At 48.3% G+C, this 26,017-nt stretch carries 25 protein-coding genes; 11 read left to right on the top strand and 14 right to left on the bottom strand.

Annotated elements, in window-relative coordinates; genetic code table 11:
• Positions 1–37 precede the first annotated feature (37 nt).
• Entirely contained in the window at positions 38–931 is an 894-nt protein-coding gene (locus tag KDD30_RS10615; protein WP_211645851.1) for a LysR family transcriptional regulator, read from the bottom strand.
• Positions 932–1,030: 99 nt separating this feature from the next.
• Between KDD30_RS10615 and KDD30_RS10610 the strand changes: the two genes are divergently transcribed.
• A complete protein-coding gene (locus KDD30_RS10610; protein ID WP_211645850.1) occupies positions 1,031–1,255 on the top strand; it encodes a hypothetical protein in 225 nt (74 codons plus the stop codon).
• A gap of 78 nt (positions 1,256–1,333) precedes the next feature.
• Here the strand turns inward: KDD30_RS10610 and KDD30_RS10605 are convergent, their stop codons facing one another.
• Complete coding sequence (locus KDD30_RS10605; RefSeq protein ID WP_211645849.1) at positions 1,334–2,455, bottom strand: MFS transporter; 1,122 nt, start codon at positions 2,453–2,455, stop codon at positions 1,334–1,336.
• Positions 2,456–2,553: 98 nt separating this feature from the next.
• Here KDD30_RS10605 and KDD30_RS10600 point away from each other — a divergent pair, with 98 nt between their 5' ends.
• Positions 2,554–3,339 carry a helix-turn-helix domain-containing protein gene (locus KDD30_RS10600; protein ID WP_211645848.1) on the top strand — a complete coding sequence of 262 codons (786 nt, stop codon included), beginning with the start codon at positions 2,554–2,556 and terminating at the stop codon, positions 3,337–3,339.
• Between the two features lie 86 nt (positions 3,340–3,425).
• On the opposite strand, the gene KDD30_RS10595 is transcribed toward KDD30_RS10600, so the two are convergent.
• Positions 3,426–3,635 carry a hypothetical protein gene (locus KDD30_RS10595; RefSeq protein WP_211645847.1) on the bottom strand — a complete coding sequence of 70 codons (210 nt, stop codon included), beginning with the start codon at positions 3,633–3,635 and terminating at the stop codon, positions 3,426–3,428.
• Positions 3,636–3,881: 246 nt separating this feature from the next.
• Positions 3,882–5,048, bottom strand: a complete 1,167-nt coding sequence (ampC, locus tag KDD30_RS10590) for a class C beta-lactamase (RefSeq protein WP_211645846.1) — start codon at positions 5,046–5,048, stop codon at positions 3,882–3,884.
• Positions 5,049–5,183: 135 nt separating this feature from the next.
• Between ampC and KDD30_RS10585 the strand changes: the two genes are divergently transcribed.
• The gene (locus KDD30_RS10585) at positions 5,184–6,077 is read left to right on the top strand and encodes a LysR family transcriptional regulator (RefSeq protein ID WP_211645845.1); all 894 of its coding nucleotides are present in this window, start codon (positions 5,184–5,186) and stop codon (positions 6,075–6,077) included.
• A gap of 52 nt (positions 6,078–6,129) precedes the next feature.
• On the opposite strand, the gene KDD30_RS10580 is transcribed toward KDD30_RS10585, so the two are convergent.
• Complete coding sequence (locus tag KDD30_RS10580; RefSeq protein WP_211645844.1) at positions 6,130–7,113, bottom strand: YafY family protein; 984 nt, start codon at positions 7,111–7,113, stop codon at positions 6,130–6,132.
• 119 nt (positions 7,114–7,232) lie between these two features.
• On the opposite strand from KDD30_RS10580, the gene KDD30_RS10575 reads away from it, so the two are divergent.
• From KDD30_RS10575 to KDD30_RS10560, 4 genes are all read left to right on the top strand, one after another.
• Entirely contained in the window at positions 7,233–7,892 is a 660-nt protein-coding gene (locus tag KDD30_RS10575; RefSeq protein WP_211645843.1) for a glutathione S-transferase family protein, read from the top strand.
• 245 nt (positions 7,893–8,137) lie between these two features.
• Positions 8,138–9,775, top strand: a complete 1,638-nt coding sequence (locus KDD30_RS10570; RefSeq protein ID WP_249199123.1) for a phosphoethanolamine transferase — start codon at positions 8,138–8,140, stop codon at positions 9,773–9,775.
• A gap of 119 nt (positions 9,776–9,894) precedes the next feature.
• On the top strand, positions 9,895–10,566 hold the full coding sequence (locus KDD30_RS10565) for a response regulator transcription factor (RefSeq protein ID WP_211645842.1): 672 nt from the start codon (positions 9,895–9,897) through the stop codon (positions 10,564–10,566).
• 18 nt (positions 10,567–10,584) lie between these two features.
• Complete coding sequence (locus KDD30_RS10560; protein WP_211645841.1) at positions 10,585–12,075, top strand: cell wall metabolism sensor histidine kinase WalK; 1,491 nt, start codon at positions 10,585–10,587, stop codon at positions 12,073–12,075.
• 76 nt (positions 12,076–12,151) lie between these two features.
• Here the strand turns inward: KDD30_RS10560 and KDD30_RS10555 are convergent, their stop codons facing one another.
• Together KDD30_RS10555 and KDD30_RS10550 are read right to left on the bottom strand one after the other, a co-directional pair.
• Positions 12,152–14,131, bottom strand: coding sequence for a HEAT repeat domain-containing protein (locus KDD30_RS10555; RefSeq protein WP_211645840.1), 1,980 nt, complete (start codon positions 14,129–14,131; stop codon positions 12,152–12,154).
• Between the two features lie 54 nt (positions 14,132–14,185).
• Complete coding sequence (locus KDD30_RS10550; RefSeq protein ID WP_211645839.1) at positions 14,186–15,052, bottom strand: hypothetical protein; 867 nt, start codon at positions 15,050–15,052, stop codon at positions 14,186–14,188.
• Positions 15,053–15,986: 934 nt separating this feature from the next.
• Between KDD30_RS10550 and KDD30_RS10545 the strand changes: the two genes are divergently transcribed.
• Genes KDD30_RS10545 through KDD30_RS10530 form a run of 4 tightly spaced genes read left to right on the top strand, consistent with a single transcriptional unit; the run spans position 15,987 to position 18,205 of the window.
• On the top strand, positions 15,987–16,733 hold the full coding sequence (locus KDD30_RS10545; RefSeq protein ID WP_256449216.1) for a 2OG-Fe dioxygenase family protein: 747 nt from the start codon (positions 15,987–15,989) through the stop codon (positions 16,731–16,733).
• Positions 16,717–17,199, top strand: a complete 483-nt coding sequence (locus tag KDD30_RS10540) for a GNAT family N-acetyltransferase (RefSeq protein ID WP_211645837.1) — start codon at positions 16,717–16,719, stop codon at positions 17,197–17,199. Before KDD30_RS10545 ends, KDD30_RS10540 begins: the two co-directional genes overlap by 17 nt.
• Before the next feature lie 8 nt (positions 17,200–17,207).
• Positions 17,208–17,903, top strand: coding sequence for an AzlC family ABC transporter permease (locus KDD30_RS10535; RefSeq protein WP_211645836.1), 696 nt, complete (start codon positions 17,208–17,210; stop codon positions 17,901–17,903).
• Positions 17,885–18,205, top strand: a complete 321-nt coding sequence (locus tag KDD30_RS10530; RefSeq protein WP_211645835.1) for an AzlD domain-containing protein — start codon at positions 17,885–17,887, stop codon at positions 18,203–18,205. The genes KDD30_RS10535 and KDD30_RS10530 overlap by 19 nt, the downstream gene beginning before the upstream one ends.
• On the opposite strand, the gene KDD30_RS10525 is transcribed toward KDD30_RS10530, so the two are convergent.
• The 7 genes from KDD30_RS10525 to KDD30_RS10495 form a co-directional block, all read right to left on the bottom strand.
• Positions 18,152–19,048, bottom strand: a complete 897-nt coding sequence (locus tag KDD30_RS10525) for a LysR family transcriptional regulator (protein WP_211645834.1) — start codon at positions 19,046–19,048, stop codon at positions 18,152–18,154. The two genes, KDD30_RS10530 and KDD30_RS10525, sit on opposite strands and share 54 nt — an antisense overlap.
• 320 nt (positions 19,049–19,368) lie before the next feature.
• Positions 19,369–20,955 carry a penicillin acylase family protein gene (locus KDD30_RS10520; RefSeq protein ID WP_256449239.1) on the bottom strand — a complete coding sequence of 529 codons (1,587 nt, stop codon included), beginning with the start codon at positions 20,953–20,955 and terminating at the stop codon, positions 19,369–19,371.
• A gap of 44 nt (positions 20,956–20,999) precedes the next feature.
• Complete coding sequence (locus KDD30_RS24760) at positions 21,000–21,692, bottom strand: penicillin acylase family protein (protein ID WP_211645832.1); 693 nt, start codon at positions 21,690–21,692, stop codon at positions 21,000–21,002.
• An 85-nt stretch (positions 21,693–21,777) separates the two neighbouring features.
• Positions 21,778–22,053 (bottom strand): 2Fe-2S iron-sulfur cluster-binding protein, encoded by a 276-nt coding sequence (locus KDD30_RS10510; protein WP_211645831.1) that lies wholly within the window; start codon positions 22,051–22,053, stop codon positions 21,778–21,780.
• Positions 22,054–22,058: 5 nt separating this feature from the next.
• Entirely contained in the window at positions 22,059–24,368 is a 2,310-nt protein-coding gene (hypF, locus tag KDD30_RS10505; RefSeq protein WP_211645830.1) for a carbamoyltransferase HypF, read from the bottom strand.
• A 12-nt stretch (positions 24,369–24,380) separates the two neighbouring features.
• Positions 24,381–25,394 (bottom strand): hydrogenase expression/formation protein HypE, encoded by a 1,014-nt coding sequence (hypE, locus tag KDD30_RS10500; RefSeq protein WP_211645829.1) that lies wholly within the window; start codon positions 25,392–25,394, stop codon positions 24,381–24,383.
• Between the two features lie 28 nt (positions 25,395–25,422).
• Positions 25,423–26,007, bottom strand: coding sequence for an isochorismatase family cysteine hydrolase (locus tag KDD30_RS10495; protein WP_211645828.1), 585 nt, complete (start codon positions 26,005–26,007; stop codon positions 25,423–25,425).
• Positions 26,008–26,017: the final 10 nt, after the last annotated feature.

Raw genomic sequence — 26,017 nt, 5'->3', positions numbered from 1 at the left:
GCATCATACTGAATCATTTGTGATGCCACATTGAGGTTCAGAATCGCTGTCCATCTTCCTGCTGGCATGCCGGTTTTGAGAGTTCTTTTTTGACATGGTCGACGAAAAGCGCAACCGATCGGGCCGAATTGTTCGGATGCCATACCATATGAATGTCCCATTGTGTGTTTTCCTGGAACGGGATTAATTGAATGGTATCGTAAATACCGAGAATTGATTTCTTCGGCAAAATGGCAACACCGGTATTGGATAAAATCAACGTAATAATTGTTTGTAAATCTGCAGAAATATTTGTGATCTTATATGTTTTTTCTTTCAGCAAAGCCATCGTGTGCAAGTTGATCTGAGACTTACTGTGACTACTCATCATGAGCAGATTATATTTCTGTAAATAGGCGTCAATATTGTCATCGACGTATTGGTTTTTTGAAACGGCCAGAACAAATTCATCCTTTGAAACCGGAATGCTGTTGAGTGCCTGTGAGGCGGGTTGTCTCATAAACCCAATATCCAGCGCACCTGAAAGGAGTTGTTCCTCTTGCTCCTGAGAACAGATGTCAGCCAGGGAAATCAATACCTTATCTTGATGGTTCTGGAATTCACGAATCAGAACAGGCAGGAAGTCATTACTGGACTTTCCAAACGCAATCGATAAAGGAGTCAGGTTGTTCTGGGAAATACTGGCAATGAATTCATCTGTTTTTTGAATATGCCGGTTTAAAGCAGTAATTTCATCAATCACCCGTTTTCCTGCCTCGGAGAGGGTCACGCCCTGACTGTCTCGAATAAAGATTTCGATTGCATAGGCATCTTCAAAATTTTTAATTTGCTTGGACAATGCGGGTTGTGAAATACAAAGTATTTGTGAGGCAATTCGGAAGTTTTTCACTCTGGCCAAAATCTCAATCGAGCGTAAATATTTTGGATTCACCTTCATAACTTTAAGTTATCGCCATAAAATTAATATCACTAGGCACTATAGCATAAATGGCGATAATTCTGATCTCGAACTGAGATGGAAGGAATACTGATGAAGTTTTGTGTGCTGGTGAAAGAAGACGTATTGGTTTTTGAAGCGCTTCATGCGGAAAATGCCTCGGATATAATCATGAGCCTGTTCCGGCAAGGTTTTGTATTGGCACCGGTGTTGATTGAGGCGAATAACTCGGAAAATGCCAGAGCCTGTTTTTTGAGCCGGTATGAATGGCAAGAGGTGACTGCGGCATTTCAGCAGAGAAAAGTGCTGGTTTGTTAGCCCGCATGGTGATTGAGTTGCGATGCAGACTCCCGCGGGGAAGCGGGAGTCTTCGATCTGATGGTGCGGTGTCCACCGTTAATCCTGCCGTGCGGCAGTGATGAAAAGAATGCCAAGGCTGCAGACAATCAGGACAACGCCTAAGTGCTGCACACTGCCTGCCAGGCTCAAGCCACATCCAATCAGTAAGTAATAGAGGAGGCCGAACAAAGCCCCGGCACTTCCGGCGTATGCGCTGTAATCGCGCAGGGCCATGCTGAGTACATTTGGGATGGCAATCCCAAAAGCCATGACAATAAGAACCAAGGGAGCCAGAAACGCCACCGAATTCAGCAGGAGATAGACGCCAGTCGCGCCAGTAACGCACAGGAGGCTGGCCCCCTTCAGCAGGTGGTGTTGTGCGATTCCTTTGCTCAGCAAATATTGGTTGCAGGAACTGCCCAAGAGTGAACCCAGACCAAGTACCAGACCACTGTATCCAAATTGCGCCGGCGTAAAGCCAAGTGTTGCAAAGTGGAATCCGCCCAACTGGTAATAAGCAAACAGGGCGATATTATACAGCGCGATCAGGCATGCCGATTGCCAGATATGCCTGTCTTTCAGCATCTGAATGCTGAGCGAACGCAGGTTCAATGGCGACTTTTCAGACTGAGTTTCAGGCAGGTGAACAGAGTTATAGAACAGCAAGCCCATCGCCATTGCGAATAAGGTAAAGAATACAGCCTGATGGCCGCCTGCCTGCATGAGCTGGCCACCTGAAAACATGCCAATGATGGGGCTGATGGCAATGCCCAGTCCCATCACACTGAAGACTTTTGCCAGGGCCTCGCCATCAAAAACATCCCGTAACATGGTCTGTGTGACAATGGAGCCGACCGCAATGCCAAAGGCGCTGAAGGCGCGGGCAATCATCAGCACCATGAAATGGTCTGTCTGCGTGGCCATCCAAGCTGCGCAGGCGTATATCAGCAAACCGGCAAGCATCGCAGGTCGTCTGCCCCAGCGATCGGCCAGCACGCCCCATACGGCCACACCCATCGCAAAGGCGGAAAAGTAAATGGACAAGGTTTGTGCTGCCTGCGCATTTGAGACAGCGAACGTCTGCGAAATTGCAATTAAAGCCGGGCTATAGATCGTTTCGACAATCTGAGGAAACATCAGCATGATCACCATCAGCCCTAAGGATGGTTTCTTTTTCATTCGTGTCTTCACCCTGTATGAATTTGGCGCGCAGTGTATACTGATGTTTCTTATGCCTATAAACGACATTCAGACAGAAAATAACAAGATTCGGACAGATGGCGCTCATTGATCAGAAAACAGCCTTTGATGCAGATCATTTCTCAGCCAGTGTGATTGGCATCGCTGCAGATGTGGGTCAGCATGACTCGGGTGTTCACCAGCATCACAAGGGACAGATTCTGTATGCCCCGCAGGGATGTATGCGCTTTGTACTGGACAAGGCCATTTGTGTGTTGCCGCCGACCAGAGCTGTCTGGATTCCGCCACGGACGCCCCACCGAGCGGTGATGACCAATGTGGTCGCTTATCGCTCTTTATATTTTGAGGGTTCGGTTTTTGATGGCCCTTCAGAAGTCACTCAAATCGAGGTGAACGATCTGCTCAGGGCATTGATTGAGAAAATGGCATTCTGGCCCTGGGACAAACCAGAATCCGAGATGGCAAAAACAACTGCGCTGTTCTGGGAAGAGTTTTATCTTGCAAAGCGCCAAGAGTATCAGCTTCCCGTCCCTGCGGATGTCCGGTTGACGCGGTTCAGAACGCAAATGACGCTGGATACTTTTTTAGCGCCACCGGCGAGCGAGCTGGCCCTATCGCTTGGAGTCAGCACAAAAACGCTCTCGCGGATATTTAAAGCCGATACCGGAATGTCGTATCAGGATTGGCGCCAGCAATGGCGGATACTGAAAGCGATTGAATTGCTCTCTGCCGATATGCTGGTCGCGGATGTGAGCGCTTGGCTGGAGTTCTCTTCAGACAGCGCATTCATTGCTTTTTTTAAGCAGCAAACGGGGAAAACACCGCTGAGTTTTATGAAGCGGGGAGCAATGCCGGTGACGTAATTGATGACGCGGATTTTCTGTCGAATGACAGGGAAACTCAGACATTGTTGTGTTGCCTGGCTTGTCCCAGCGTTTGCCATCTTCTTTCAGTCTTCCGTCAGCAGGTCTAAAAACGAAGCCATGTCATCAGCGATGTGCGCTAACGGCTGACTGTTGACGCCATGTTCATCGCACTCATGAAACCATAAAGCAACCCTCGTATCTTCAATGGCACGTTGCTCAGCAGTGAGTGAAGTCAGCACGGTGTCTTCATGAGCCATGGAGGTCGGCGGAAAGATTGATTTGTTGTTTGCCATTCAGTCAAAAACTACGTGATCGAGGTGATCGCATTTTACTTCAGAACCTCCCTTGCTTTCTGAGCGTATTGATAGTCAAGGTGATGTTTTTACTCGTGAAATTGACACCTGTTCAACGTGATGTGGCGGATGGAAGACCGTGTTGTCTTTCTGCTATTTGAGCGGGCGGCAGCGCATTGAAATGATCCCTGTGCCTGTCGGTTGGACGGTCGGCACAGGGATGAGATGTTGCGCTGGGGGAAAGAATTACTGCGTGGCAGCTTTTAAGATCGCATAGGCCGCTTTGATGCGTTCAGCGTTGGGGTAATTTTTGTTGGCCAGAATCACGATGCCGGTTTGTTCAGCAGGGATATACGCGACATAAGCACCGAATCCGCCGGTTGAGCCGGTTTTATTCACCCAGATCTGTGCCGGAAGTGGCTTAGGATCAGCAATGGCCTGAATCGGCATTGGGTTGAGAATCATCTCGGTTGCGTTGCCTGCCAGCAAGGTGTCCAGCGACACCGGATACGCATACATTTCCCAGCCCAGTCCCTGGGTCAGCGGACCGGCCTGAGAATACCCGATTCTGGTATTGGCCAGTGTTTGCGACATTGCGGGGCTCACCTGTGCCGTCCCGACGTTAGCTTCGATATACCGCACCATATCGGCAGCCGTCGATTTTATGCCATAGGCTTCGGCGTCCAGTACGCCGGGAGTCACCCGAACCGCCTCGCCAGCGGCGTTGTACCCGAAGGCGTAGTCAGCCTCCTTGGAAGCGGGGACTTTCACAAAGGTCTGGGTCATCCCAAGCGCTGGCAGGATGCGGTTTTCCATCAGTGTTTGGTAGGACGCTCCGAAACTCAGTGCCGCAATATGGCCAAAGAGGCCAATGCTCGGATTTGAATATTGCCTGCGGGTTCCGGCCGGAAATGCGGGCTGCCAGTGGCGGTAGTAGTCCAGCATGGTCGTGTGATCCGTCACCGTGTCTGGAAACTGCAAGGGTAATCCGCCAGCGGTATAGGTTGCCAGCTGGATTAAGGCAGTGTCGCCGATGGCGCTGCCTTTCAGCTCGGGCAGGTATGCCGATGCCTGATCGTCAAACGACAGCTTGCCTTGATGCTGGGCATCACTGGCCAGTGTTGCGGCAAAGGTTTTACTGACTGAACCCAGCTCAAAAATCGTGTTTTCTGTGACGGGGAGATCACGCTGGATATCGGCCAGACCATAGCTGTAGTAATGTGCTTTGCCACGGATGGTGATGCCGAAAGCCATGCCCGGAATCTGATAAGCATCCATCAGTCTTGCTGCCTCCAGATCAACGGCTTGCTTGATCGGGTCGGTCGCGGTTTGGCTGTGGACCGGTGCCGCGGCAGAGAACAGGCACAGGGCAGATAAGATCAATGTTCTTGGATTGCAGAGGATAGGTTTCATAGTGACTTCTGACTCGGTTAAACGTGAATGATTTTGTTCGGAACCCCGGGGTGATGGGCAGATATTAAAGTGAGTTCATTTGAGGCACAATGTGTGAAATCTAAGATGAGCCATCAGAAAATCTAGGGTCTGGAGATGAATGTTACCCACTTACCGTTGAATGCGATGCGTGCTTTCCTGGTGTCGGCAAAGCATCTGAATTTTACCAAGGCGGCTATTGAGCTGTGCGTGACGCAGGCTGCGGTGAGTCAGCAGGTCAAAATGCTTGAAGCGCAGTTGGGCGTGTCTTTATTTATCCGTCAGTCCAGAGGGCTCAATTTAACGGAAGAAGGGGTCATGCTGCTGCCTGTAGTGAAAGGGGCGTTTGATAACCTGTCTGATGCAATGGATATGTTGATGCAGGGAATCCGCAGAGAAGTCGTCTCTGTGGGCGTTGTCGGCACATTTGCAGTGAACTGGCTGCTGCCTCGTCTGGCAGATTTTCAGGCGCGCTATCCCCTGATTGACCTGCGTATCTCAACCCATAACAACAAAGCCGATCCGGTGGCAGAAGGTTTGGATTATCTGATTCGTTTCGGGAAAGGGAGCTGGCATGCGACCGAGGCAACAGCGCTTTTTCCTGCCCCGTTGACTGCGCTGTGTCCGCCGGACATCGGACGGACGATGACGGCGCCGAAAGATGTGCTGAATCACACCTTATTGCGCTCTTATCAGCCGGATGAATGGCAGTTATGGCTGCAGGAAGCCAAAGTTGTGGTGCCGAAAGCGAAACTGAGTGCCATCGTTTTTGATTCCTCCATCGCGATGGTCGAAGCCGCGATGCAGGGCTATGGGGTCGCGCTGGCGCCGCCAGCGATGTTTCAGAGGCAGCTTGCAGAAGAAAAACTGGTGCAGCCTTTCGACATCTATCTGCACAAAGGGGGTTACTGGCTGACCAGACTGCACGGCCAGCAGGAAACGCCCGGTCAACTGCAGTGGAAAGCATGGTTACTGGCGCAGGCCGGGGCGGGGGATCCGGTTTCGGAATGAAGCGCGAAGCTGGCGGCAATGAGCCTCGGTAGGTTCGCAGGAGGGATGGTTGTCATCGTGAGAGGGACGATTCATCGTCGTCATACAACCCACGCATCGCCTCAATCACAGTTTTCATGGCCTGCCGCAGTGCTTCTGGCTGGATCACCTGAACGTCCGGGCCGAATCTGAGCATTTCCACCACGGCCTGTTCAGTCCGGCCAGAAGGTAAGACAACGGTTGTCCAGCCCGTTTCATCGGTTTGCCCAATTTGCGTGTGTTGCCGGACATAAGGCGGGCTCAGGCTGTGCAGCATCCGCAGTCCTTTCGCACTCAGTTTAATCTCGGCGGTATTGGGATAGAGCGCCGCTTCCATCTGACGATTGCTTTGCTGCCAGTATGCCGATAAGTCGAAGGATGTATCGGATTCAAAAGACTGATTCAGTATTTTCAGATCCTGGATGCGGGCGACCCGATAGGTTTTGACCTGCGTGTTTGACTGAGCCACCAGATACCAGGTGCCTGCTTTTAAAACCATGCCCAGCGGATCGACAACCCGTTCGCTGCTGCCGCGCCAGCTTTGATAATAGAACGAGACGGAATTTTTCTGCCAGATGGCGCTGAACAGCTGTGGCAGCGAGCCCACGGTTTCTTTCTCAGTAAACCAGCCCGGGGTATCGAGTAAAAAACAGGACTGAAATCTGTTTGCATGATTGCGGAGGCTGGTCGGAATCGCTGCCAGTAATTTGAGTCTGGCTTCAGACATTGCCGGTGCCAGCCCTAACTCTTGCATCGGCCCGGACAAACCCAGCATGAACAGCGTTTCAATTTCCTGTTTCGAGAATCCATTGAGCTGGGTGCGATAGCCTTCAAGCAGCCGGTAACCGCCACGGGCTCCCTGTTCGCTGTACACAGGGATGCCCAGCGCACTTAAACTGTCGATGTCGCGATAAATACTCCGTACCGATACTTGGCAATCGCGGGCGAGTTCTGCCGCGCTGACTTGCTCGCGGGACTGGAGTGTCATCAAAATGGTCAGAAGCCGGCTGGCACGCATGAAAATCGCCCTGTGTGATGTAGAAGTGCAATCAGGATAAATTAAAAATAAAACCTGACAATATCTGACAGGTTTCTCTTCTAAAGTTGTCTTCATTGCCATCACAAGAGGAAATACCAATGTCTGATTCCATGCCACATCACAAACATGAACTTGTACTGTTTCATGCGCCGCAATCCCGTTCGGCGAGTGTCTTGATTCTGCTCAAAGAGCTGGGTGTGCCATTTCATCTTCATGTGCTGAATATGCTGGCCGGAGAGAACCGGCAGGCAGACTATTTGTCTGTGAATCCGCTTGGGAAAGTGCCAGCGGTGATGCATCGCGGCGCGTTAATCACGGAGCAGTCTGCAATTTATATCTATCTGGCGGATACCTTCTCGTCCGGAAATCTCGCACCGGCACTGGACGATTCGCTGCGTGGCCCATACCTGCGCTGGATGTTGTATTACGCGGCCTGTTATGAACCGGCAGTGTGCGACAAAGCCATGGGGTGGGTGCCGCAGGATCGCATTGTCAGCCCTTACAGCGATTATGAAACTGTGCAACAGGCACTGATCGAACAATTGCGTGAGGGCCCTTATTTTCTGGGGGAGCGTTTTACCGCACTGGATTTACTGTGGGGGAATGCACTTGAATTCTGTACGTCTTTCGGGTTGGTCGAACCGCATCCGGTGATTATGGGTTATGTCCAACGTGTGGCAAATCGCCAGAGCTTTACCGATGTAAAAGCGGAAGATATAAAGCTGGTGGCACTGCATGAAGCCGAAAATCATGCCTGAGCGAACACGATGGAAATAAAGCATTAAGGGAAAGTTTCTGATCAAGCCGGTAAGGTGAAGATGCCTTACCGGCTGTCAGGATAAGCCGTATTCATGTGGCCAGCTTCAGTTGTCATCCGGATGTGTCTTCATGGTTTGTGTTGAATCGGCCAAGCAGGCCTCAGTAAACAATCAGTCTTTCTTCAGTTAATCTTCAGTTTTCTCTTCCAAGATGTTGAGTATGAACCGCCATCAAGATAGTCATCATGCTCAAAATCAGCCATTTTTCTGTGCCTCGTATTTCTGTGACCCTGACAGGATTAGTAATCATCCTGTCTGTTTACTTTGGGACGGTCATGAATTATCCGGTGCTGAAGAAAATCTTCATGCTCAGTGCGGATGTCTCAGACAGCGGGTTTCCCTGGACGGCACCTGTGCTGTTGATTTGTGCATTTTTGATTCTTTTTTCTGCTATCGCCTGGCCCTATTTGTTGAAGCCGGTGATGTGTCTGCTGCTATTGTCCTCGGCCGCCGCATTGTATGCAGAAGTGAATTTTAATGTACTTTTTGACACCACCATGATGGAAAGTGTCTTTGAAACCAATGCCTCTGAAATCTCTTTCTATATGAATCCGGCATCCCTGCTTTATGTCGTCGGTTTTGGCGGGGTGCCTTGTTTGCTTTTGTGCATGGTGAAGATTGTTCCCCATCGGTCCTGGATGGTTGCCATTTATTCCAGACTGGCGGTGCTGATGGTTGCAACCGCTGGCATCGGATTGATTGCAGCAACCCATTATAAAGATTATGCGTCTGTCGGACGGAACAATCATTACCTGAATAAGATGATTATTCCGGCGCAGGTGTATAGCGGGTTTCGGTATTTAGAGAAAAAGTATCTGAGCCGACCGCTTGCTTATCAATTTCAGGGTGAAGATGCCCGGGTTCTGCCTGCCCGCAACGGCAAACCTACATTGATGGTGGTTGTTCTGGGGGAAACCGCCCGAGCGATGAACTTTGCCTATAATGGTTATCCGAGAAATACCAATCCCTATACAGAAAAGCTGGGGCTGATTTCTTTCCGGGATGTATCTTCGTGCGGTACTTACACCGCGTTGTCTGTGCCGTGTATGTTCTCCAGTTTAACCCGAACGCAATACAATGAAGCCAGAGCCAAGACACAGGATAACGTGTTGGATGTGATGCAGCATGCCGGTGTCGATGCGCTCTGGATTGATAATGACGGGGGAGACAAAGGGGTTGCGAAACATCTGCCTTATCACACAGTGAATCATGATCTGAAAAATGAGGCGTGTCACGGTACAACCTGTTTTGATGAAGCGATGTTGCATGACGCTCAAACGTTTATTGACGGAGAAGTCCGGAATAAAGTTTTGGTGCTCCATACCATTGGTAGCCACGGACCGACATACTGGCAGCGCTACCCGGAGGAACAGGCACCGTTTCAGCCTGCCTGTAACCGCAGTGACATTGAAAACTGCACCGATCAGCAAATCAGAAATGTTTACGATAACACGCTGGTGTATACGGATTTTATTCTCGCGAAAGTGATTGAACAGCTCAAACACGTAGATAGCACTTACAATGTCATGCTGACTTACATTTCCGACCACGGAGAGTCGCTGGGGGAGGGAGGCTTCTATTTGCACGGGGCGCCGTACGCGATTGCGCCACGCGAGCAAACCCAAGTGCCCTGGTTATTATGGTTACCTGACAATTATGCCAGACAGAAAGGATTGGATGCGCACTGTCTGAGGCAAAAAGCCCAGCAAGCCAGTTTGACGCATGATGCTTTTTTTCACAGTCTGCTAGGCCTGTACGGGGTGCAAACGGATATCAAAGATCCGGCACTCGACGTGACACAATCCTGCCAGAGCCATGCTTAGATGTTGTCCGGCTTCGGGTTGTGTGCGTATTTTTTGCCAGCGATGTTGATGAACAATGTTCAGGGCTTTCACTCAAACTGGCGTATGCTATTTCTCAGCGTTCTTTTTCTGGCGATGACATGAATTTATTGATTATTGAAGATTCCGAACCCTTACGACGCAGTTTGGTTGTGGGCCTGAACCATCTCGGGTTTACCACAGACGATACTGGAGATGGTTCCCTGGGACTGAGTATGGCCCTGAACAACGCTTACGATCTGATTATTCTGGATCTGATGCTGCCCAGTGTGAGCGGGATGGAGATCCTACACACATTACGCCAGCAAAAAAATGCTGCCCGGGTGCTGATTCTTTCGGCAAAGAACGAGACGGTCGATCGGGTTGACGGGCTGATGAAGGGTGCAGATGACTATCTGACGAAACCCTTTTCTTTTGATGAACTGCATGCGCGGGTGCTGGCTGTGATGCGCCGTGGTAACGTTGAGCAAGCGGACCCGTGTTTGCGTTTGGGGGAGTTCTGTCTCAACCGGGTCGAAAAAACGTTTTCTTATCAGGCACATTCGATTGATCTGACTCCGAATGAATTCAAGATTCTGCAGTGTCTGTTCAGTTCACCCAACCGGGTGGTGAATGTGGAGCAAATCAGCGAGGCCGTTGTCGGTCATTTTGATCATTTGTCGAAAAATACGATCGAGGCTCATATTTCATCGATCCGCAGGAAAGTCCGTGCTTTGTCAGGGAACCTGCCGGTCAAAAATAAGCGTGGATTTGGCTATGTGGCCCAGCTGTAGTTGATGATGGGAGACAACATGACTTGGTTTACATCCCTTCGGGCCAGGCTGAAAAGCCGTTCAACAGTGTCAATTCAGAAAAATCTGGTGAATTCCGTTTCGCTGGTTGTCGGCACGATTTTGTTCATCGTATTTCTGACGGTTGATCTCTGGCTGGATGGTTGGGTGGAGTCACAGTTTGAGCAGTCGATGATCAACAAGGCCAATTATCTCAAGTCGCAGGTCACCATTGTTGACGGTCAGGTCGTTTTCGATCTGGATTATGATTTTTTACCGCAATACCAAAATCAGGATGATCCGCATTTTTTTCAGTTCTGGAGAGATGGGCATAGCATTCAACGCTCAGCCACCCTGTCGGCGTATCCTGAGCAGGAGCTGGTGAAAGAAGAGATCCCGCTGGGGACCGATAAAGTGGTCTCGGTGACGATGCCCAATGGGAACCTTGGGCGTGCGTCAATCTCTTATTTTTCACCGAAAAGTAACACGAATACGCTGATTCCGCTGTCGCTGACTATCTATGAGTCAGCACAAGGGTTAAACCGTTTGTTGTGGATTGTCGATGGATTGCTGATTGGTTGCTTCCTGCTGGCCATTGTTGTGATGCGCTTCATCACTGTCCACCTGATCCTGCGAGGGTTGCAGCCGCTTGAGCAGTTAAATGAAGATTTGAAAAACTTCCGCCAGCAGGAACAGGGCCATCAGCAAGCAGCGCAGTTTGCCGAACCTGTGAAAACGGTCGAAGAAATTGAGCCGATTCGGCGCGAAATCAATGCATTCATTCAAAGCAACCGGGCGTTGATCCAGAATGAAAAACGGCTTTCCGGTGATATTGCCCATGAGCTGAAAACACCACTGGCAGAAATGATCGCTTTAAGTGAAGTGTATCTCCGCTTTCCGCAAGATGAGCGCATCAGTAAAACCTATTCGCAGGATATGCTGAATATCTCGAAACGGATGAAGAAAATCGTCGAAAACTTACTGTTACTGCAACGGACCTCGTCAGCAGCATTAAATGTCAGCTTAGAGCCCTTGGCGATGTGCCATCTCTTTGCTCAGGTGAAACAGGATCTGGCCTTTAAATACCCGGATATCGAGCAGCGACTGCAAGTGAAGTGTGAGGAGACTGAGCCTTGTCTGGCCGATCGGTTCAGTTTAGAAACCATCCTGACGAACCTGATTGATAATGCAATGTATTACAGCCCGGACGGTAGTGAGGTTGAAATGCAGTGGGTGAGGACAGCGCAGGGATATCAACTGGCAGTGACAAATCATCTGAATCATGGGATGACACCGGCAGAGCTGCAGCACCTGACCCGGCCACTGTTTCAGTTAGATGCGTCGCGGACCAGCAATGAGCGGTTTGGGCTGGGATTATCCATTATTGAGAACTTATGCCGCCAGAATGCCTATGCCTTGCAGTTTACCCAGTCGCAGCCGATGGCACTGACGGTGAGCATCCGGATCCCAAAACGTATGCCTGAAGGGCTGCCATTGGTGCCGGAAGTCTGAGTGATGCCAGACAATCAAGCGGAAGCAGGGTTCTCCCGATTGTCTGGCACAGGTCTTTGCAGAGATTCAATCCCAGTCAATGTGATTGCTGAGCAATCTCCGGCGTGGCGTATTTATCCACGATCCCTTGCAGTCTTTCTTTAATCTGCTGATTCTGTTCTACGTCAATCTGCTGCTGGATCTGAGCCAGTGTACCGTTATCCAGAGAGCGGTAACTGAGTGAGTTCGCGGCGACTTCGCGCGTAGCGCTGTTGCCACCATCCTTCAGTGTATCCATCAGGTAGCTGGTTGCGTCATTCCCCGGCACAAAGCGCAGAGCGTGCGTGGCTTGCTGGCGGATCGTCTCGTTGGGCTGCTCAGTGTATTGCTGCAGATCCGAAAAGCTCAGGTACTGGCCCATGTTCCCCAGGACGGTCAGCTGATGCATTGTGGCGGACGCATCATCGGAAGCTTTGAGCTTTTGCAATTGTGAAGCGACATACTGATCTGCGGTTGCCGTATCTTCAACACCCATGCGTTGTACCATGGCACTTTTCGCCAGATCGACGTTCGCCGACAGATTGTCAGACAGCGGACTGCGATCAACCATATTGGAGAAGCGCTCGAAGGTGAGGGTATTCCCCTGAGGCGAAAGCGCTAAGGCTGCCATGATCGAGGCCGCAGCCTGATTTTCATTCATCCTTGCATTCAGCGTTGTCAGCATCGCATCCTGGGCCGGACGGCTGGAGACGGTACTCAGCGCACTCAGATACAGACTGAATCCCGGTTCCTGCGGACTGAACTGCTTGAGATCATCGGTCACTAAATCCAGTTGGTCCGGATAGGTACGGGCAAAATCCTGCAACAGTGTACTGAGCTGATTTTCTGCCTTCACGCGTTCCAGGCCATCCAGAGCCAGCATTTCATCATATAAGGCTTGGATTTCCTGATAAGCGGCTTCAGCAGACACCCGGTTCGTCTGTGCGTCAGCTTCGGTCTCTGCATTCGCATCGTCAGCATTCATGACACTGCCGTCGCGTGCCGTACGGTTGCCCGTGGCCGACTGAAATACCTCTGCAGCAGATAATTGAATGCTGCGTTGCGCCTGCACCTGCTGAATCAGCGCCAGATCTTCGGCACTCACCTGAGGGGACCATTCGCTCAGCGTCAGTGTGAGCTGGTTCCAGCTGCTGGCCAGCGGCACATTGTTCATTTGATGGCGGACTTCTTCATCCACCGACAGGGAATTGAGGAAGCGGTGGGCCTGATTCCAACTGGCCTCATGGCTGAAGGTATAGCTTGCTGTCAGTTTTCTCTCCAGTCCCCGGGCCTGATCATACAGGGCCTTTTCCAGTTCACGCTGTTTGAATAACTGGTATACGTCGGCACTGCCTGTGTCGTCTTTTTTCAGGCTGTAAAATGCGGTGAACTCACCGTTGTAATCCTGCTCAGAACGTTGCCATTGCTCAGGGGCGCTGATGGACTCTGGCACAATGTTTTGCATCAGGAAAGCGACGGTTTCCATTGATTTCAGCGTTGAGTGGGGCTCTGACAGATAAACTTCCAGAATTTCGCCTTCTGGCGTTGTCAGCATCTCTATCCCTGTTTGCATTTGCGATTTCACCGCAGCGACAATTTCCGGATTCGGTTGCTGACCAATGGTGGCCGAAACTTCAGGGGCGGTCATCCGGAGCAGGTGGTAAATGCCGGTGTCCTGAATTTGCCGGTACTGAACCAGCTGACCTGCCACTGAAAAGTGGATGGTCTGTTCGATTTGTGTGCCGGGGGCAGAAAAAGCAATGTCACCCTGATAGAGCATTGCGTAGCTGAGTTTGCTGTAATCTTGTCCCGGTCGTTTTTTTTGCGATAACGGTAGGACAGGGGGCACCTGAATTCCGGCTGGCATCGGATCCTGTGGAGATGACGTGGCCTGGTTTTCTGTCGACAGCGCAGCGGCCGTCTGAGGCGTGCCGGAGACATCGTCGGGTGACATCCATGAATAGAAGGCAGCACCGGCGACAGCACAGACGATCAGCGTCAGGATTAGGAACTTGTTCTTCATAGCATTTTGACTCATGACAAATGGAGCTCCCCGCACCAGAGGTGCGGGGAGTGAAGGGGAACCCTGAGATTATTTCACTGGCAGGAAGGTACTGCCTTCAGCAAGTGTTTTCTCAAAGGTATAGCCAGGCCATTCGTAAATCGTCAGCTTGTACTTGTCGTTGACGGAGCCGTAGATATTACCACCGGCCAGATTTGCAGTGTTCTTGATGCCGTACCCAAATCCGAATCCGTTTTGTGCCGCTTCCCAGCGCGCGTAAGTGGAGAATGCCAGATCATCCGAGATCACATCCACTTCGCCACCCAGAGAGATTTTATTCAACAGGATACGGGCAGAAGCTTCGGCAAATCCTTTCACGTCCGCATTCGGGACTGCTTTTGCTGTCAGCTCCAGATTGTCATAACCGGCTTCCAGCGCGACGTTCAGCTTGGTTCTTACTCCAACACCCACGTCGAGGATCACTGGACCCAGCGGAATACCGGCATACAGACCTAAGTCCGGAATCGGCAGAATCGGCAGATCTTTTTTCAGAGGTGCACCGTCTTCAGTCGACAGCGTGTATTCCTGAGAAATGATGTCCGTGCCCATGACATTCACATGGCCATCCACGCCGAACTGTGCTTCGTTGGTTGCTGTTGCACCAGCTTTGACAGAAGCCACCTCAATGTCGTTATTCAGCAGATGACCGTCAATGCCCGCAACCCCTTCAACCCGCAGGCAGCTGTTGCGACCCTGAACATTCAGGAAACCTTTCAGCGTTGAAGCCGCAAGTTTTTGAGAGGAATCGTCCACGTCTTTGGTGTAAGAACCACCAAACTTGGCATCAACCAGTGGATCACCCGATGCAATGCAATCACCATATAGTGTCGCATTGGCGAAAGATGACATCCCTAAAAGTGGTAATGCAGCGAGTGCAAAAAGTTTGTTCTTTTTCATAGAGATTTCCTTATAAAAAAGGAGGAACAGGTTTGCTCAGGTTCCCTCTTCATATCCAACAATGTCGGATACAGGTGAATATATCGGCTGATAACTAATTTATTATCAACTAATATACTCCTCTTCTTTGACGCCCAATGAATGACGCATGAATACCAATAGTTTCGCAAGCCGATAACGAATAAATATTCGAATCATCCTACGCTCTAGTGATAAAGAAGTAGTGATTTATGTTTTATTATGATGATGAAGCTAGCAAAACAAGTGTTTAAAGTCTACGTATATTTTTATCACTTCCGTTTGTTTTCTTTGAGAATTAACTTTTCCATTTGAAACGCCCTATTGGCAGGGGTTCTTCAGCGTTGATTTATTTACAAGCAGATAAAATTCAGCATATTCTGAATTTTAAATAAACCGTGTGATTGAGTAATGAACGGTATTTTATTGATTGCTATATTTGAATGTTCTGATTGAGAGTTGAGGTTTTATTTTCGTTAGAGGTGAATTGCCATTTATTTGACGGAAGTGGTCGTAATTGTGTCTCTGTTTTTATTCTCTCTGGTATTGTCTGTCATCATGCCACGTCCGATTGTCTTCATTCCCTGCGTGATTCTTTGTGTGCTGATGCGACGATTGAATAAACGCCATCATCTTTTCTTGAGGTCTGTCGATGTTGCATTCATGAAAAAAGAAGATGACTGAAATCATGTTCCCTCTGAATCGAAGCCGGGTACAGGTCCCGGCTGGATCAAAAAGGAGCTCTTTTAGGGTAATACAGCTGTGTGTTTATTGAGCTTTGTGGTGTGTTATTGAGCGTTTTGAAATCTGCTTTAAAAAAAACTTAAACCATCTTAAAAAAATGCGTTACCTGATTAATGAAAGTATCAGTAACCTTTCCTGACTAACAGAACATATAACAACGTTTGAGGCTAGAATGATTCGTTTAAACAAGGATGTCACTGCAGAACTGAGGGATCAAAAGTTCTCGTTTGTGAAAGGAAGTGACTTTGTTTTATCAGGCAATTTTGATGACTTTTTTTCACTGACAAAGTCATGGGAGAGGATGGGGGGCGACATCTACTTCGGCAACGAAGGGAAGGCCAGCCGCTATCGTCGCTACAGTGATTTTAACTATAACCCTGCGACCAATGAGCTGAGCCCGTTAGAACATCGTCCTTACTTTCAGTCGGAAGAAATGAACGCTTATGTCGGTGGTAAAGAGCGTCATTTCGAAGACTTTGGTGAAGAAGTCCTTCATTCACCCGTGCTGCGCTCTTTGATTCAGCAGGATTTTGAAGTTTACGCGAAAACCCTGCCGGAAGAGTTTCGGGACCGAGTCTGGCAATGTCAGATTCACCAGATCCGAATCGAAATTGAAGCTGGCAAAGAAACCGAAATCACCCCGGAAGGTATCCACAGTGACGGCTATCCGTACAGCGCCGTTCATTTTTGGGGCAGAGAGAATGTCGAAGGTGCGCACAGCAAACTCTATGATGCCGATAAAAATGAGCTGATCACCGTGCAATACACCGACATTCTGGATACCACCTTCTTTTTTGACCGGGAAATGTTTCACTACGTGACTCCCGCCAGAACGGTCGATCCGGAAACCGGGGGCTACCGACAAATTATCGCGATCTCATTTTCTTTACCGGGATCTGAATATGACACGGTTCGATAGAGTCCAGCTGAACGACAGTCCGGACATTCTGAACTATGTCAGCGTGGATAACATCAAAATGAGAGCGGCGACTGAGTCGGATGCGGCGGGCATTATTGAGTTTTTTCATCAGTTTCCCGAAGTATCATTTTGTCCCTGGCAGGACCTGGCTACAACGCAAAACATTTTGAAAAGTCATACGTCGGTTGTGTTTCTGGCTGAAGCAGAAGATGAAATTGTGGGTGTGGTGATGGGCGGTTTGATGGGAAGCCGTGCCACGATTAATCATCTGGCCATCGATCCAATGTTTCAGAAGTTCGGTATTGCCAGTCAATTGGTTTCGCATGTGAAATCGGTTCTGCGACAAAAAGGCATTCATCGCATGTTCCTGTTTGTTCATAAAAACAATGATGCGGGATTGCAATTCTGGACGAAGCAGGGATTGAACCAGACAAGCGATGAAGTCACGCTTGAAATGGATATATAGGAGCGTTTATGAATCCAGAATTAACGCTTACAAGAAAGGAACGCAGTGCATTTCGGGATGCCAGCCCAATCGTGGCTGGCTATTTTACGGTTTCTTTTGTGTTCGGGTTAATGTGCATTAATAGCGGGCTCCCCTTGTGGGTGCCCGCAGTAATGTCTTTGGTTGTGTACGCTGGTGCGGCGCAATTTGCATTTCTTGCCCTGGTCACCGGCGGAGCAAGTGTACTGACCATTGTTTCAACGACTTTCCTGATTAATTTGAGACACATGCTGATGTCTCTGTATTTATCAGAGAAGTTCGAAAAGCGCCGGTTCAGTCCATCCTTTAAATGGCTCTATGGCTATGGGTTGACGGACGAGTCTTTTGCTTATCACAGCACCTCCATTGATAAACCCGAGACAACGCCTGAATACTTTGTGATGTTCAATACATCCTGCCATTTATTCTGGGTACTCGGTGCACTTCTGGGATCGCTGACCGCGTATTACTTTGAATCATTCATCACGATTGATTTGAGTTATGCATTAACGGCCATGATGATCTTTGTATTGTCGTCACTGGCGAATCGCCTGGACAAGGTGATTGTGATGCTGGCCTCTGTTGCCGTCATGATATTGCTCATGATGTTGATGGATTCGAAACTGAGTATTTTCATCGCGACATTTGCAGGTTGTGGAGTTGGGTTATGCCTGAAGAAAAGATAATTCTGCTGACGATCATTCTGATGGCTGCCGTGACCTATTTACCTCGGGTCCTGCCGCTGCATGTGCCTTCCAAAATCTGGCCGAAATGGTTGAAAGACTGTATCGAGTTTTTACCGGTATCCCTGATCAGCGTGATTACTATCCCGAATATGGTTGTTGTCGACGGCAGTTTGAGCTTTTCGAATCCGTCATTTCTGGCGTTTATTCCAACTGCCATCATTGCTTATACCACCAGAAATCTGATCGTCTCAGTAGTGTCGGGCGTAGTGTGTTACATGCTCATTGAACATTTCTTGATTTAGTGATGTATTCAGTTGTTCGATGATCGACTGGCTGACCTTGTTTTTATTAATCAGTAAATACGAGGGCAGCCTTTCTTCAAATTCATCCAGAATAAATAATCGGTGCTTGATGGCATTACTTTTCGAGACGATGCCAATGGCATTGGTGGTTTCAATCAATTGAATCGTAAAGTGCTCACTGCCGGATAAAACGTTGTTCCGGACAAAGAGTGTGCCATCCGTCTCTTTGGAATCGATGCTTCTGTAAAGCTGGTAGAAAGGGCAATCGGCCGAGGGCTTGATAATTTTATCGCGAATGCTGTCGATATCCGTGATTTTACTTTCATGACTGCAGGCCAGAACCGCGGGAACTTCACCCAGATGAATCGGATGACAGTCAAGCCGCAGCGGTTTGGGTTCACCGATGATGACCGCCGCGTCCACGGTTCCTTCTTCCAGTTTTTTCAGGTTGTCACTGGTTTCGGAATAACTCAGTTCAATATCACTGATCTTGTCGTAGGAATGGACGGCGTTAAAAATGTTCTCAGAGATCCCATTGGGTAATGAGCTGTTGAGGGCGAGCGTAATGGACGCTGCGCCTTCATTGTGAATTTTATAGATCTCTTTTTCGAGTCGTTCTGTGGCTTCAATAAACTCGTTGATCAGCGGGATAATTTGTTCCCCTTTTGGCGTCAGGGACAGACCACGCCGGTTTCGGTCAAACAGTTTGAAGCCAAAATGTTCCTCCAGTGCTTTGATTTGTGTTGAGATCGCGGGAATGGACAGAAAGGTCGCTTCTGCCGCGGCGCTGAAAGAGAGCGTTTTTGAGACAACCAGGAAGTTTTTCAATTGCTTGAGTTTCACAGTGACACCAATGGATAAGCACTTTGATGAATTAAGCTATCACATGTGAAACCAGATTCTGAACGTTTTTTCGGAATCGTGATGTTTGTCAATGACTATCAAGTTATGGCGGTCGTACATTGTCATTTCAATCAGATGATAAAGAGGTCATTGCCAATAGCGGTGGCCACTTTCTGGTTAATGTGGCTTTGAGGGTTAAATCAACTATACGGAACAGGGAGTGATGCGACAAAGCAATTTTGCCTACAGACCTCCGGCGGTGAATCCCGGAGGTCCATGGAAGATTCTTGCTGAGGGTGCTTCGCTCAAGGCGAGGTGGATCATTCCTCTGGATTATTCTGATCTTCTTGAATGAGAGGGGCAAGTGTTAGGCGGTATTGTATGTCACCGGGTAATAGTGGCGTATGGCGATGATTAGCATAGTCATTAAATCCAGCATGGAAGAATGGCGATAGCGGATTGGCGGACTGCCCACCGGGTATCGTTAAAATGCCATGCTCTTCACGTCCGGGCTGCACAACAAATCTTTCAGATGCCCCGAATCTCTGGGTCTGTACCGCTGGCTCATATCGTCCGCCAAAGCCTTCGACTTTCGGCATATTCAACAACCATCCCAATTGCGGTACCTTCGCTGAAAATGGATGTTGGATAGCCAAAGTGTTCACCTTGCCCCAGTTGAGTTCTGCAAGGTTTTTATCTGGACTGTGTTCTTTGAATAGTGCTTCACGCGATTTGACATAGACATTGATGAGCAGGCTCGCCCAGTCTTTCTCACCAGTCGGTAACCAGGAGGTTGGTTCTTCCTTCAAAAGTTGCCAGATGGCGGGTTCAAGATTGTCTTTCAGCGGTTTCAGACTTAACCCTTCTGCAGACAACTGGTGTTGAAGCGGGGCAAAAACAGCATCGATGAGGTGGCTCCTGAAAGCACTCGCAAGGGTATATCCCACTGAAGTTGCGCAGGCGCATTCTTGCCATTGTTTCAGGTGCCGAATATCTTCCTGAAAACGTTCCGGATGTAATTCCAGTTGGGATAACAATAAAGAGTGCCAGCGGGTCATAAACAGCGCTTTATTATCGAGTTGCATTTGAAAAAAGTCAGACTCATCAAATTGCTGTCTGGCCATCAGTTTGTCTCGGATCTGTATTGCGCGGCTGGCAATTGCATATCCACCATTACCAAAACGGGTATTATCTTTTGCACTCAAGACTCGGTTGTTAGCACTCCAAAGTCTTTGGTGTTCAGGATTTGTAACGACAGGAACATTTTTTGCGCGTTCTTCCCACTGGGATGTTGGGTATTCGCGGACTGTAACCGGGCTTTGCTGTGGATTGTCTCTGGCTGGAATTGCCCCTGTTAATCGCCATGCTGCATTACCCTGGCGATCAGTGATCAGCATATTCTGGACAGGAATGCCTGTGTTTCGGGTCTTTGTTAATCCATCCGCTACGCTGGATGCAGTTTCAAGCGACATGAGTTCCAGATTCACTGCATAAGATTCATGTGCAACCCAGCTAAGCGCATAGCGTTTGGAACCAATTTGAGTGACAGGTCCGTAACTGGAACTATCAATGGGGTAATCAATCGTTTTTTCTGGTGTTTTCAGCTTTTCTATCACTTGTTCTGTTTTGGTCGTATTGTCGAGCAATACCCAGTCTGCTGTATCAATATAGCCGTTGGTGAATCCCCATGCGATATGACGATTAGTGCCGGCGACAATCACGGGCATCCCTGGCAGACTGACGCCAGTCACCTGTACTGGGCCGTTCTGGGAAGGGAAGTTGAGTTGTGCTCGGTACCAGATAACAGGTACATTCAGGTTCAGGTGCATGTCATTGGAGAGCATCGCGTGGCCGGATTGGGTCATCTCTCCGGTGACGGCCCAGTTATTACTCCCTAATACGTCCAGCTCGCCAATGGGGTGATAGGCTGTGAGTGAGACTGTCGGGATTTTCAGGGGGGGATATCAATATGGGTTAAGGGTAAAAATGAATCATCTATTGCGGCTTGTAATGGATTCGTTTGTGTGACAAAAGCTGTCATTTGCGGCCCGAACGATTGTCTCAGGCGTTCTAGCACCTTTTCGCGTTGTACTGTATTGGCTTGCAAGTCAAGATACATCGAGTAAATCACCAGAAAACAGTCTTCTGCTTTCCAGGGCGATGGTGCCGTACCGCTCAGCAGATACTCAAAGCTTTTTATGCGCTGGGCTTTGAGCGCAGCATTGACGCCTTTCGTATACTGTTCGAGCATTGCCAGATGCTGAGACGATAGTTGGGTTAATGCATGTTGTGCCCGTTTGCGAAACTGATGAAATCGGTGTTTTTTATCAAGCTCCAGTGCACCTTCTCCGAACAATTCAGCCAACTCGCCGGCTGCATTTCGTCTGAGTAAATCCATCTGAAAAAAACGGTCTTGTGCATGTGCATAACCCAGTGTAAATGCGGCGTCATTCCGATTAGTAGCATGAATCACGGCTGTGCCAAGCGCATCGCGTTCAAGGGATGTGGCATGTTCCGGACCTTGAAGTAAAATCTCGCCCTCCAATTGCGGCAAGTTAGCCCATAAGAGTCCATAGCCGGTTCCAATTGACAGGGTTAGTATTCCGGCTGAGGTGATCAGAGTTGTTTTTAACTTGAACTTCATGCACTGTCCTTTTATGTCAGTAAAAACAGGCCGTGGCTGCCTGATACTGTGCGTCTATTTGAGGTACCTGTGGATGCCTGCAGGGTTATGCGATTGTAATATCCCCAACAATACTGCACTGACATGCCAGTCGATACTGGGATATTGGATAGCCGAGTTTTTCCAGTGTTGAAATTTCTTTTTCTCCCATTCTGGAAATATTCTGTGTACCTTCCACGACTCTTATCGCACACATTCCACAGCCTCCTTTCATGCAACCGAAGCTGATTGCCATTGAATCAATATTATCTATGGATAATAATTTGTCTCCCTGACACAGCATGATTTCTTTAGCATTGCTTTGAAATATAACTTTTGGCATATCAGTTATTTTTCTCCAACGTCAGGATTCAGCGTGGCATTCGCAATCATCAGCTGGCCCAGAGCAATCCCACCGTCGTTTGCAGGAACCAGAGTCTGGTTGTAAGGTTTCAGCCCTGTATCTGAAAGACTAGCGATGGTATTGCTTAACAGGAATTCATTCATAAATACCCCACCGCTCAGCACGACATCTTCAATCTTACTTGCCTGAGCAATTTGATGACAAATTGCGACGGTTGCTTCGGCGATCGTGCAATGGAAGCGACGGCTGATTAATGCTGCAGAAGTACCTGATAAGATCAGATCGACCAGGTGGCGAATGATGGGGCGGTGGTCAAGAATCAATAAACCATCTTGTTCAATAATATCGTAATTGAGTGGAGTCTCAGGATGAAGATCTTTTTCGAGCAAAGCCTCAAGTTCAATCGCTGCTTGTGCTTCATAGCTGATTTGATGACAAACCTTTAATAGTGAGGAAACACCATCAAAAAAACGTCCCATACTTGTTGTGGTGAAGCTATTAATTTGACGTTCTGCCATGGTAAAAAATACATTTTTCTCATCCGCAGAAAGATGGCTGAACAGAGATTCAGGCAAGTCTTTGGCTTCATTGCCAAATGCTTGATAAAGCAATGCGATGGCAACTCTTTTTGGTTCTTTGACGGCTTTATCACCTCCAATCAGGCTGAATGGCATTAAGTGGCCTTTACGTTCAAAAGCATGGTAGTCGCCGAGGAAAAATTCACCGCCCCATATTGTCCCGTCCGTACCATAGCCTGTTCCGTCAAAAATGGCCCCAATGACCGGTGTGTCTAATTGATTTTCAGCCATACATGACGCCATATGAGCATGATGATGTTGTACTGTAATGACTGGAATTGTCGCATTTCGTTTAAAGTATTGATGCGTGATAAAGTTTGGATGTAAATCGACAGCAATAGCTTCAGGGCGGATGTCCAGCAATTGTTGCATTTTGTTTGAGCACTCAAGTAATGAGTCAAAAGTTTGCTCATTTTTGACGTCGCCAATGTGCTGGCTGAGATAAACATCACGCTCTTTACTGAGTGCTAAGGTTGTTTTTAATTCAGCTCCAACGGCGAGGATGCTTTTGACTTCACTCTTTACATTGATTGGGAAGGGGGCATAACCGCGAGAGCGGCGGATGAATGAAGCGATATGATGGCCATGGCTGTTGGATAGATATAAAAGTGAATCGTCATTACGAGTGACAATATCACGATCATTGAGAAGAAAATAATCCGCGATATGAGTCAATTCGGTCAGCGCTTTTTCATTTTGATAGATGGTCGGCTCACCCGAAGTATTGGCGCTGGTCATGACCAATACCTCTAAGCGCTGATCATCGAAAAGCAAATGATGCAATGGCGCGGAAGGCAGCATAATACCAAGGTTTGGGTTATTGGGGGCAATGTTATCGGGTAACCGGCCTTTCTTGGCTTTTAAAAGTACAATGGGTGATTGAGGGCTCGTCAGCAAGTTCTCTTCTACCTCATTGATTTCAGCTATTTGAGCAATGCTCTCAGGGTTCTGAACCATTAATGCAAATGCCTTAGAATCTCTTTTTTTACGTCGTCTCAGCCGCTCAACAGCTTCAGGATTATGCGCATCAACAGCTAAGTGGAATCCGCCGACAGATTTAATGGCTAATATTTTACCTTGTGCCAGATGGTCACGAGTCAACGTAAGCGGATTACCTGTAAGCTGATTTCCCTGGTGGTCAAAATAACTTAAAGCTGGCCCACAATTTGGACAGGCGTTGGGCTGTGCATGATATCGTCTGTCATTTATATCTTGATACTCATTCAAGCAAGGGCCACACATGTTAAATTCGGCCATAGAAGTCTGCGGACGATCATAGGGCATACCTTTGATGAGCGAATAACGTGGGCCACAGTTAGTACAATTAATGAATGGATACTGGTAACGGCGGTTGTGGATGTCACGCATTTCTTGCAGGCATTCGTCACATACATAGGAATCGGGTGGAACAATTGTTCTTACTTCGTCCTTATTGTCACTAGCTAATACGACGAACCCTTCGCAAGCCGGATCAGGCGCTGAAATGTCTTCAAGAATAATCTCTGTAATGAGTGCAAGCGGTGGGGGATTTAGCTTTAATTCACTGATAAAGGAATCTAACGCGCCGAGCGTGCCTTGTACTCCTAAGCGAACACCTTGCGAGTCATTGATCACCCAGCCGTTTAGATCATGTTTTAAGGCTAATTTGTGGACGAAGGGCCGAAACCCTACGCCTTGTACTACACCGTTCACTCTGAAAGTTTGCATCTGTTTCATAGTGATCATCCTTCAGCACAACCTTGGGAGCTCGGCACCTTCCAGCTGCGAAAGCGCAACCTTAGTACCGTCTTCTTTCAGGAGAGTGACACGACGACCTTCAACTTCCAGGACTGTCCCTACAGACACGGCCTCGCGGCAGTAATCAAATTCACGCAGGAACTGAACAACCTGTTGTTCTGAATCAGGTTTGACGAACAAACATATGCAACCTTCATTCGCCAAATGAATGGGCTCTACACCCAGCATATCCGCTGCCATTGCTGTTTCAGCCTGGATCGGCAGCGCCTGTTCACTGACTTCCAGTTCGTAGCCAGTGCTTGCGGTAAATGCTTGCAAAAGTTCTGCAAATCCACCACGAGTGACATCACGGATACAATGAACGTCGTTGCTGAATGGAGAAGTCAGCAATGTATCTATTACCTGATTCAATGGTGCGCAGTCGCTGAGAATTCGTGACTCAAAACCCAGCCCTTCTCGTAATGAAAGCAGGTGGATTGAGTGATTCCCCAAAAAACCGGAAAGGATGATCTTGTCGCCAGGACGAACGCGTTTACTGTGTTGTTCTTCTCGCTCTAAAACACCCACACCAGTTGTGTTAATAAAGATTTTGTCAGCTTCACCTTTATTGACGACCTTGGTATCACCTGCAACAACCTTTACACCAGCTTCTAAGGCCGTATCCCGGATTGATTCGACAATTGTGCGTAACTCAGAGAAACTGAGACCAACCTCAAGGATCATTGCCAGCGTGATATACAGGGGCTTAGCACCACTTACTGCAATGTCATTAACTGTGCCGCACACCGCAATCTTGCCAATGTTCCCGTTACCAAAAATATGGGGTGTGACGACATAAGAGTCTGTGGTCATTGCAATCTTACTGCCGTTGATTGGCAAAATAGCACTGTCTTCCATCTCACCGATATGGGCAGGACCAAGAATATCTGTGATGAAAGCGATAATATCTTGACTGAGTTTGGCACCTGTACCATGGTCAAGAACGACATGTTGATTATCAAGCATTGTTGTACCTTTGACTGTTTCCGGTGAATTATGGGATATAGACTTTTTTACGAGGTAATTCACCATGCTCACCCAGAGTACGAATGATTTCATCTGTGGTACTGACAGTGGCGCAATAGCCGTCCAGCCAAGTTAGTGCTCGCTCTTTATCTTCAGCTCGGGCAGAAACAACGCCATCGTCAGGTACCCAGACGTTAAAACCACGAAAAAATGCATCGGCTGCAGTTGTTTGTACACAGATTTGGGTTTGCATTCCCGTCACAACAACGGTTTCAACCCCTTTTTCTTTTAGGACTTTGTCTAAATCTGTATCAAAGAAGCCACTGTCTTTACTTTTTTCCATGATGATATCGTCAGGGTGAAGAAACTCAGCAATGACTTCAGCGCCTTGGCTTCCTTTTTGAACTGGCAGATGTCCGTCATAGCGCTCGGCATTCGGATCATTAGGGTCATTGATGAGTTGTAAATGAACAACCAAGTGACCCATTTCTCTGATTTGGTCTAAGAAATTACAGAAGAATGGTTTGAATTCCTCAACTGCCTGGAGTCTTTCTTGATTCTTTTCAACTAACTCATATTGTAAGTCGTTTGTTAATACTGCGATTAAGCTCATGGTTATTCCT

The sequence above is a fragment of the Photobacterium sp. GJ3 genome, assembly GCF_018199995.1.
GTDB lineage: Bacteria > Pseudomonadota > Gammaproteobacteria > Enterobacterales > Vibrionaceae > Photobacterium.
This window is presented reverse-complemented; position numbering and strand designations above follow the sequence as displayed.

Excerpts from the sequence above, each read along its gene's own strand:
- KDD30_RS24760 (WP_211645832.1), bottom strand. The coding sequence starts at position 21,692 with ATGAAGTTCAAGTTAAAAACAACTCTGATCACCTCAGCCGGAATACTA.
- KDD30_RS10605 (WP_211645849.1), bottom strand. The coding sequence starts at position 2,455 with ATGAAAAAGAAACCATCCTTAGGGCTGATGGTGATCATGCTGATGTTT.
- KDD30_RS10535 (WP_211645836.1), top strand. The coding sequence starts at position 17,208 with ATGAATCCAGAATTAACGCTTACAAGAAAGGAACGCAGTGCATTTCGG.
- KDD30_RS10510 (WP_211645831.1), bottom strand. The coding sequence starts at position 22,053 with ATGCCAAAAGTTATATTTCAAAGCAATGCTAAAGAAATCATGCTGTGT.
- KDD30_RS10545 (WP_256449216.1), top strand. The coding sequence starts at position 15,987 with ATGATTCGTTTAAACAAGGATGTCACTGCAGAACTGAGGGATCAAAAG.
- KDD30_RS10580 (WP_211645844.1), bottom strand. The coding sequence starts at position 7,113 with ATGCGTGCCAGCCGGCTTCTGACCATTTTGATGACACTCCAGTCCCGC.
- KDD30_RS10555 (WP_211645840.1), bottom strand. The coding sequence starts at position 14,131 with ATGAGTCAAAATGCTATGAAGAACAAGTTCCTAATCCTGACGCTGATC.
- KDD30_RS10570 (WP_249199123.1), top strand. The coding sequence starts at position 8,138 with ATGCTCAAAATCAGCCATTTTTCTGTGCCTCGTATTTCTGTGACCCTG.
- KDD30_RS10560 (WP_211645841.1), top strand. The coding sequence starts at position 10,585 with ATGACTTGGTTTACATCCCTTCGGGCCAGGCTGAAAAGCCGTTCAACA.
- KDD30_RS10585 (WP_211645845.1), top strand. The coding sequence starts at position 5,184 with ATGAATGTTACCCACTTACCGTTGAATGCGATGCGTGCTTTCCTGGTG.
- KDD30_RS10550 (WP_211645839.1), bottom strand. The coding sequence starts at position 15,052 with ATGAAAAAGAACAAACTTTTTGCACTCGCTGCATTACCACTTTTAGGG.
- KDD30_RS10495 (WP_211645828.1), bottom strand. The coding sequence starts at position 26,007 with ATGAGCTTAATCGCAGTATTAACAAACGACTTACAATATGAGTTAGTT.
- hypF (WP_211645830.1), bottom strand. The coding sequence starts at position 24,368 with ATGAAACAGATGCAAACTTTCAGAGTGAACGGTGTAGTACAAGGCGTA.
- KDD30_RS10575 (WP_211645843.1), top strand. The coding sequence starts at position 7,233 with ATGTCTGATTCCATGCCACATCACAAACATGAACTTGTACTGTTTCAT.
- KDD30_RS10530 (WP_211645835.1), top strand. The coding sequence starts at position 17,885 with ATGCCTGAAGAAAAGATAATTCTGCTGACGATCATTCTGATGGCTGCC.
- ampC (WP_211645846.1), bottom strand. The coding sequence starts at position 5,048 with ATGAAACCTATCCTCTGCAATCCAAGAACATTGATCTTATCTGCCCTG.
- KDD30_RS10540 (WP_211645837.1), top strand. The coding sequence starts at position 16,717 with ATGACACGGTTCGATAGAGTCCAGCTGAACGACAGTCCGGACATTCTG.
- KDD30_RS10600 (WP_211645848.1), top strand. The coding sequence starts at position 2,554 with ATGGCGCTCATTGATCAGAAAACAGCCTTTGATGCAGATCATTTCTCA.
- KDD30_RS10565 (WP_211645842.1), top strand. The coding sequence starts at position 9,895 with ATGAATTTATTGATTATTGAAGATTCCGAACCCTTACGACGCAGTTTG.
- KDD30_RS10595 (WP_211645847.1), bottom strand. The coding sequence starts at position 3,635 with ATGGCAAACAACAAATCAATCTTTCCGCCGACCTCCATGGCTCATGAA.
- KDD30_RS10610 (WP_211645850.1), top strand. The coding sequence starts at position 1,031 with ATGAAGTTTTGTGTGCTGGTGAAAGAAGACGTATTGGTTTTTGAAGCG.
- hypE (WP_211645829.1), bottom strand. The coding sequence starts at position 25,394 with ATGCTTGATAATCAACATGTCGTTCTTGACCATGGTACAGGTGCCAAA.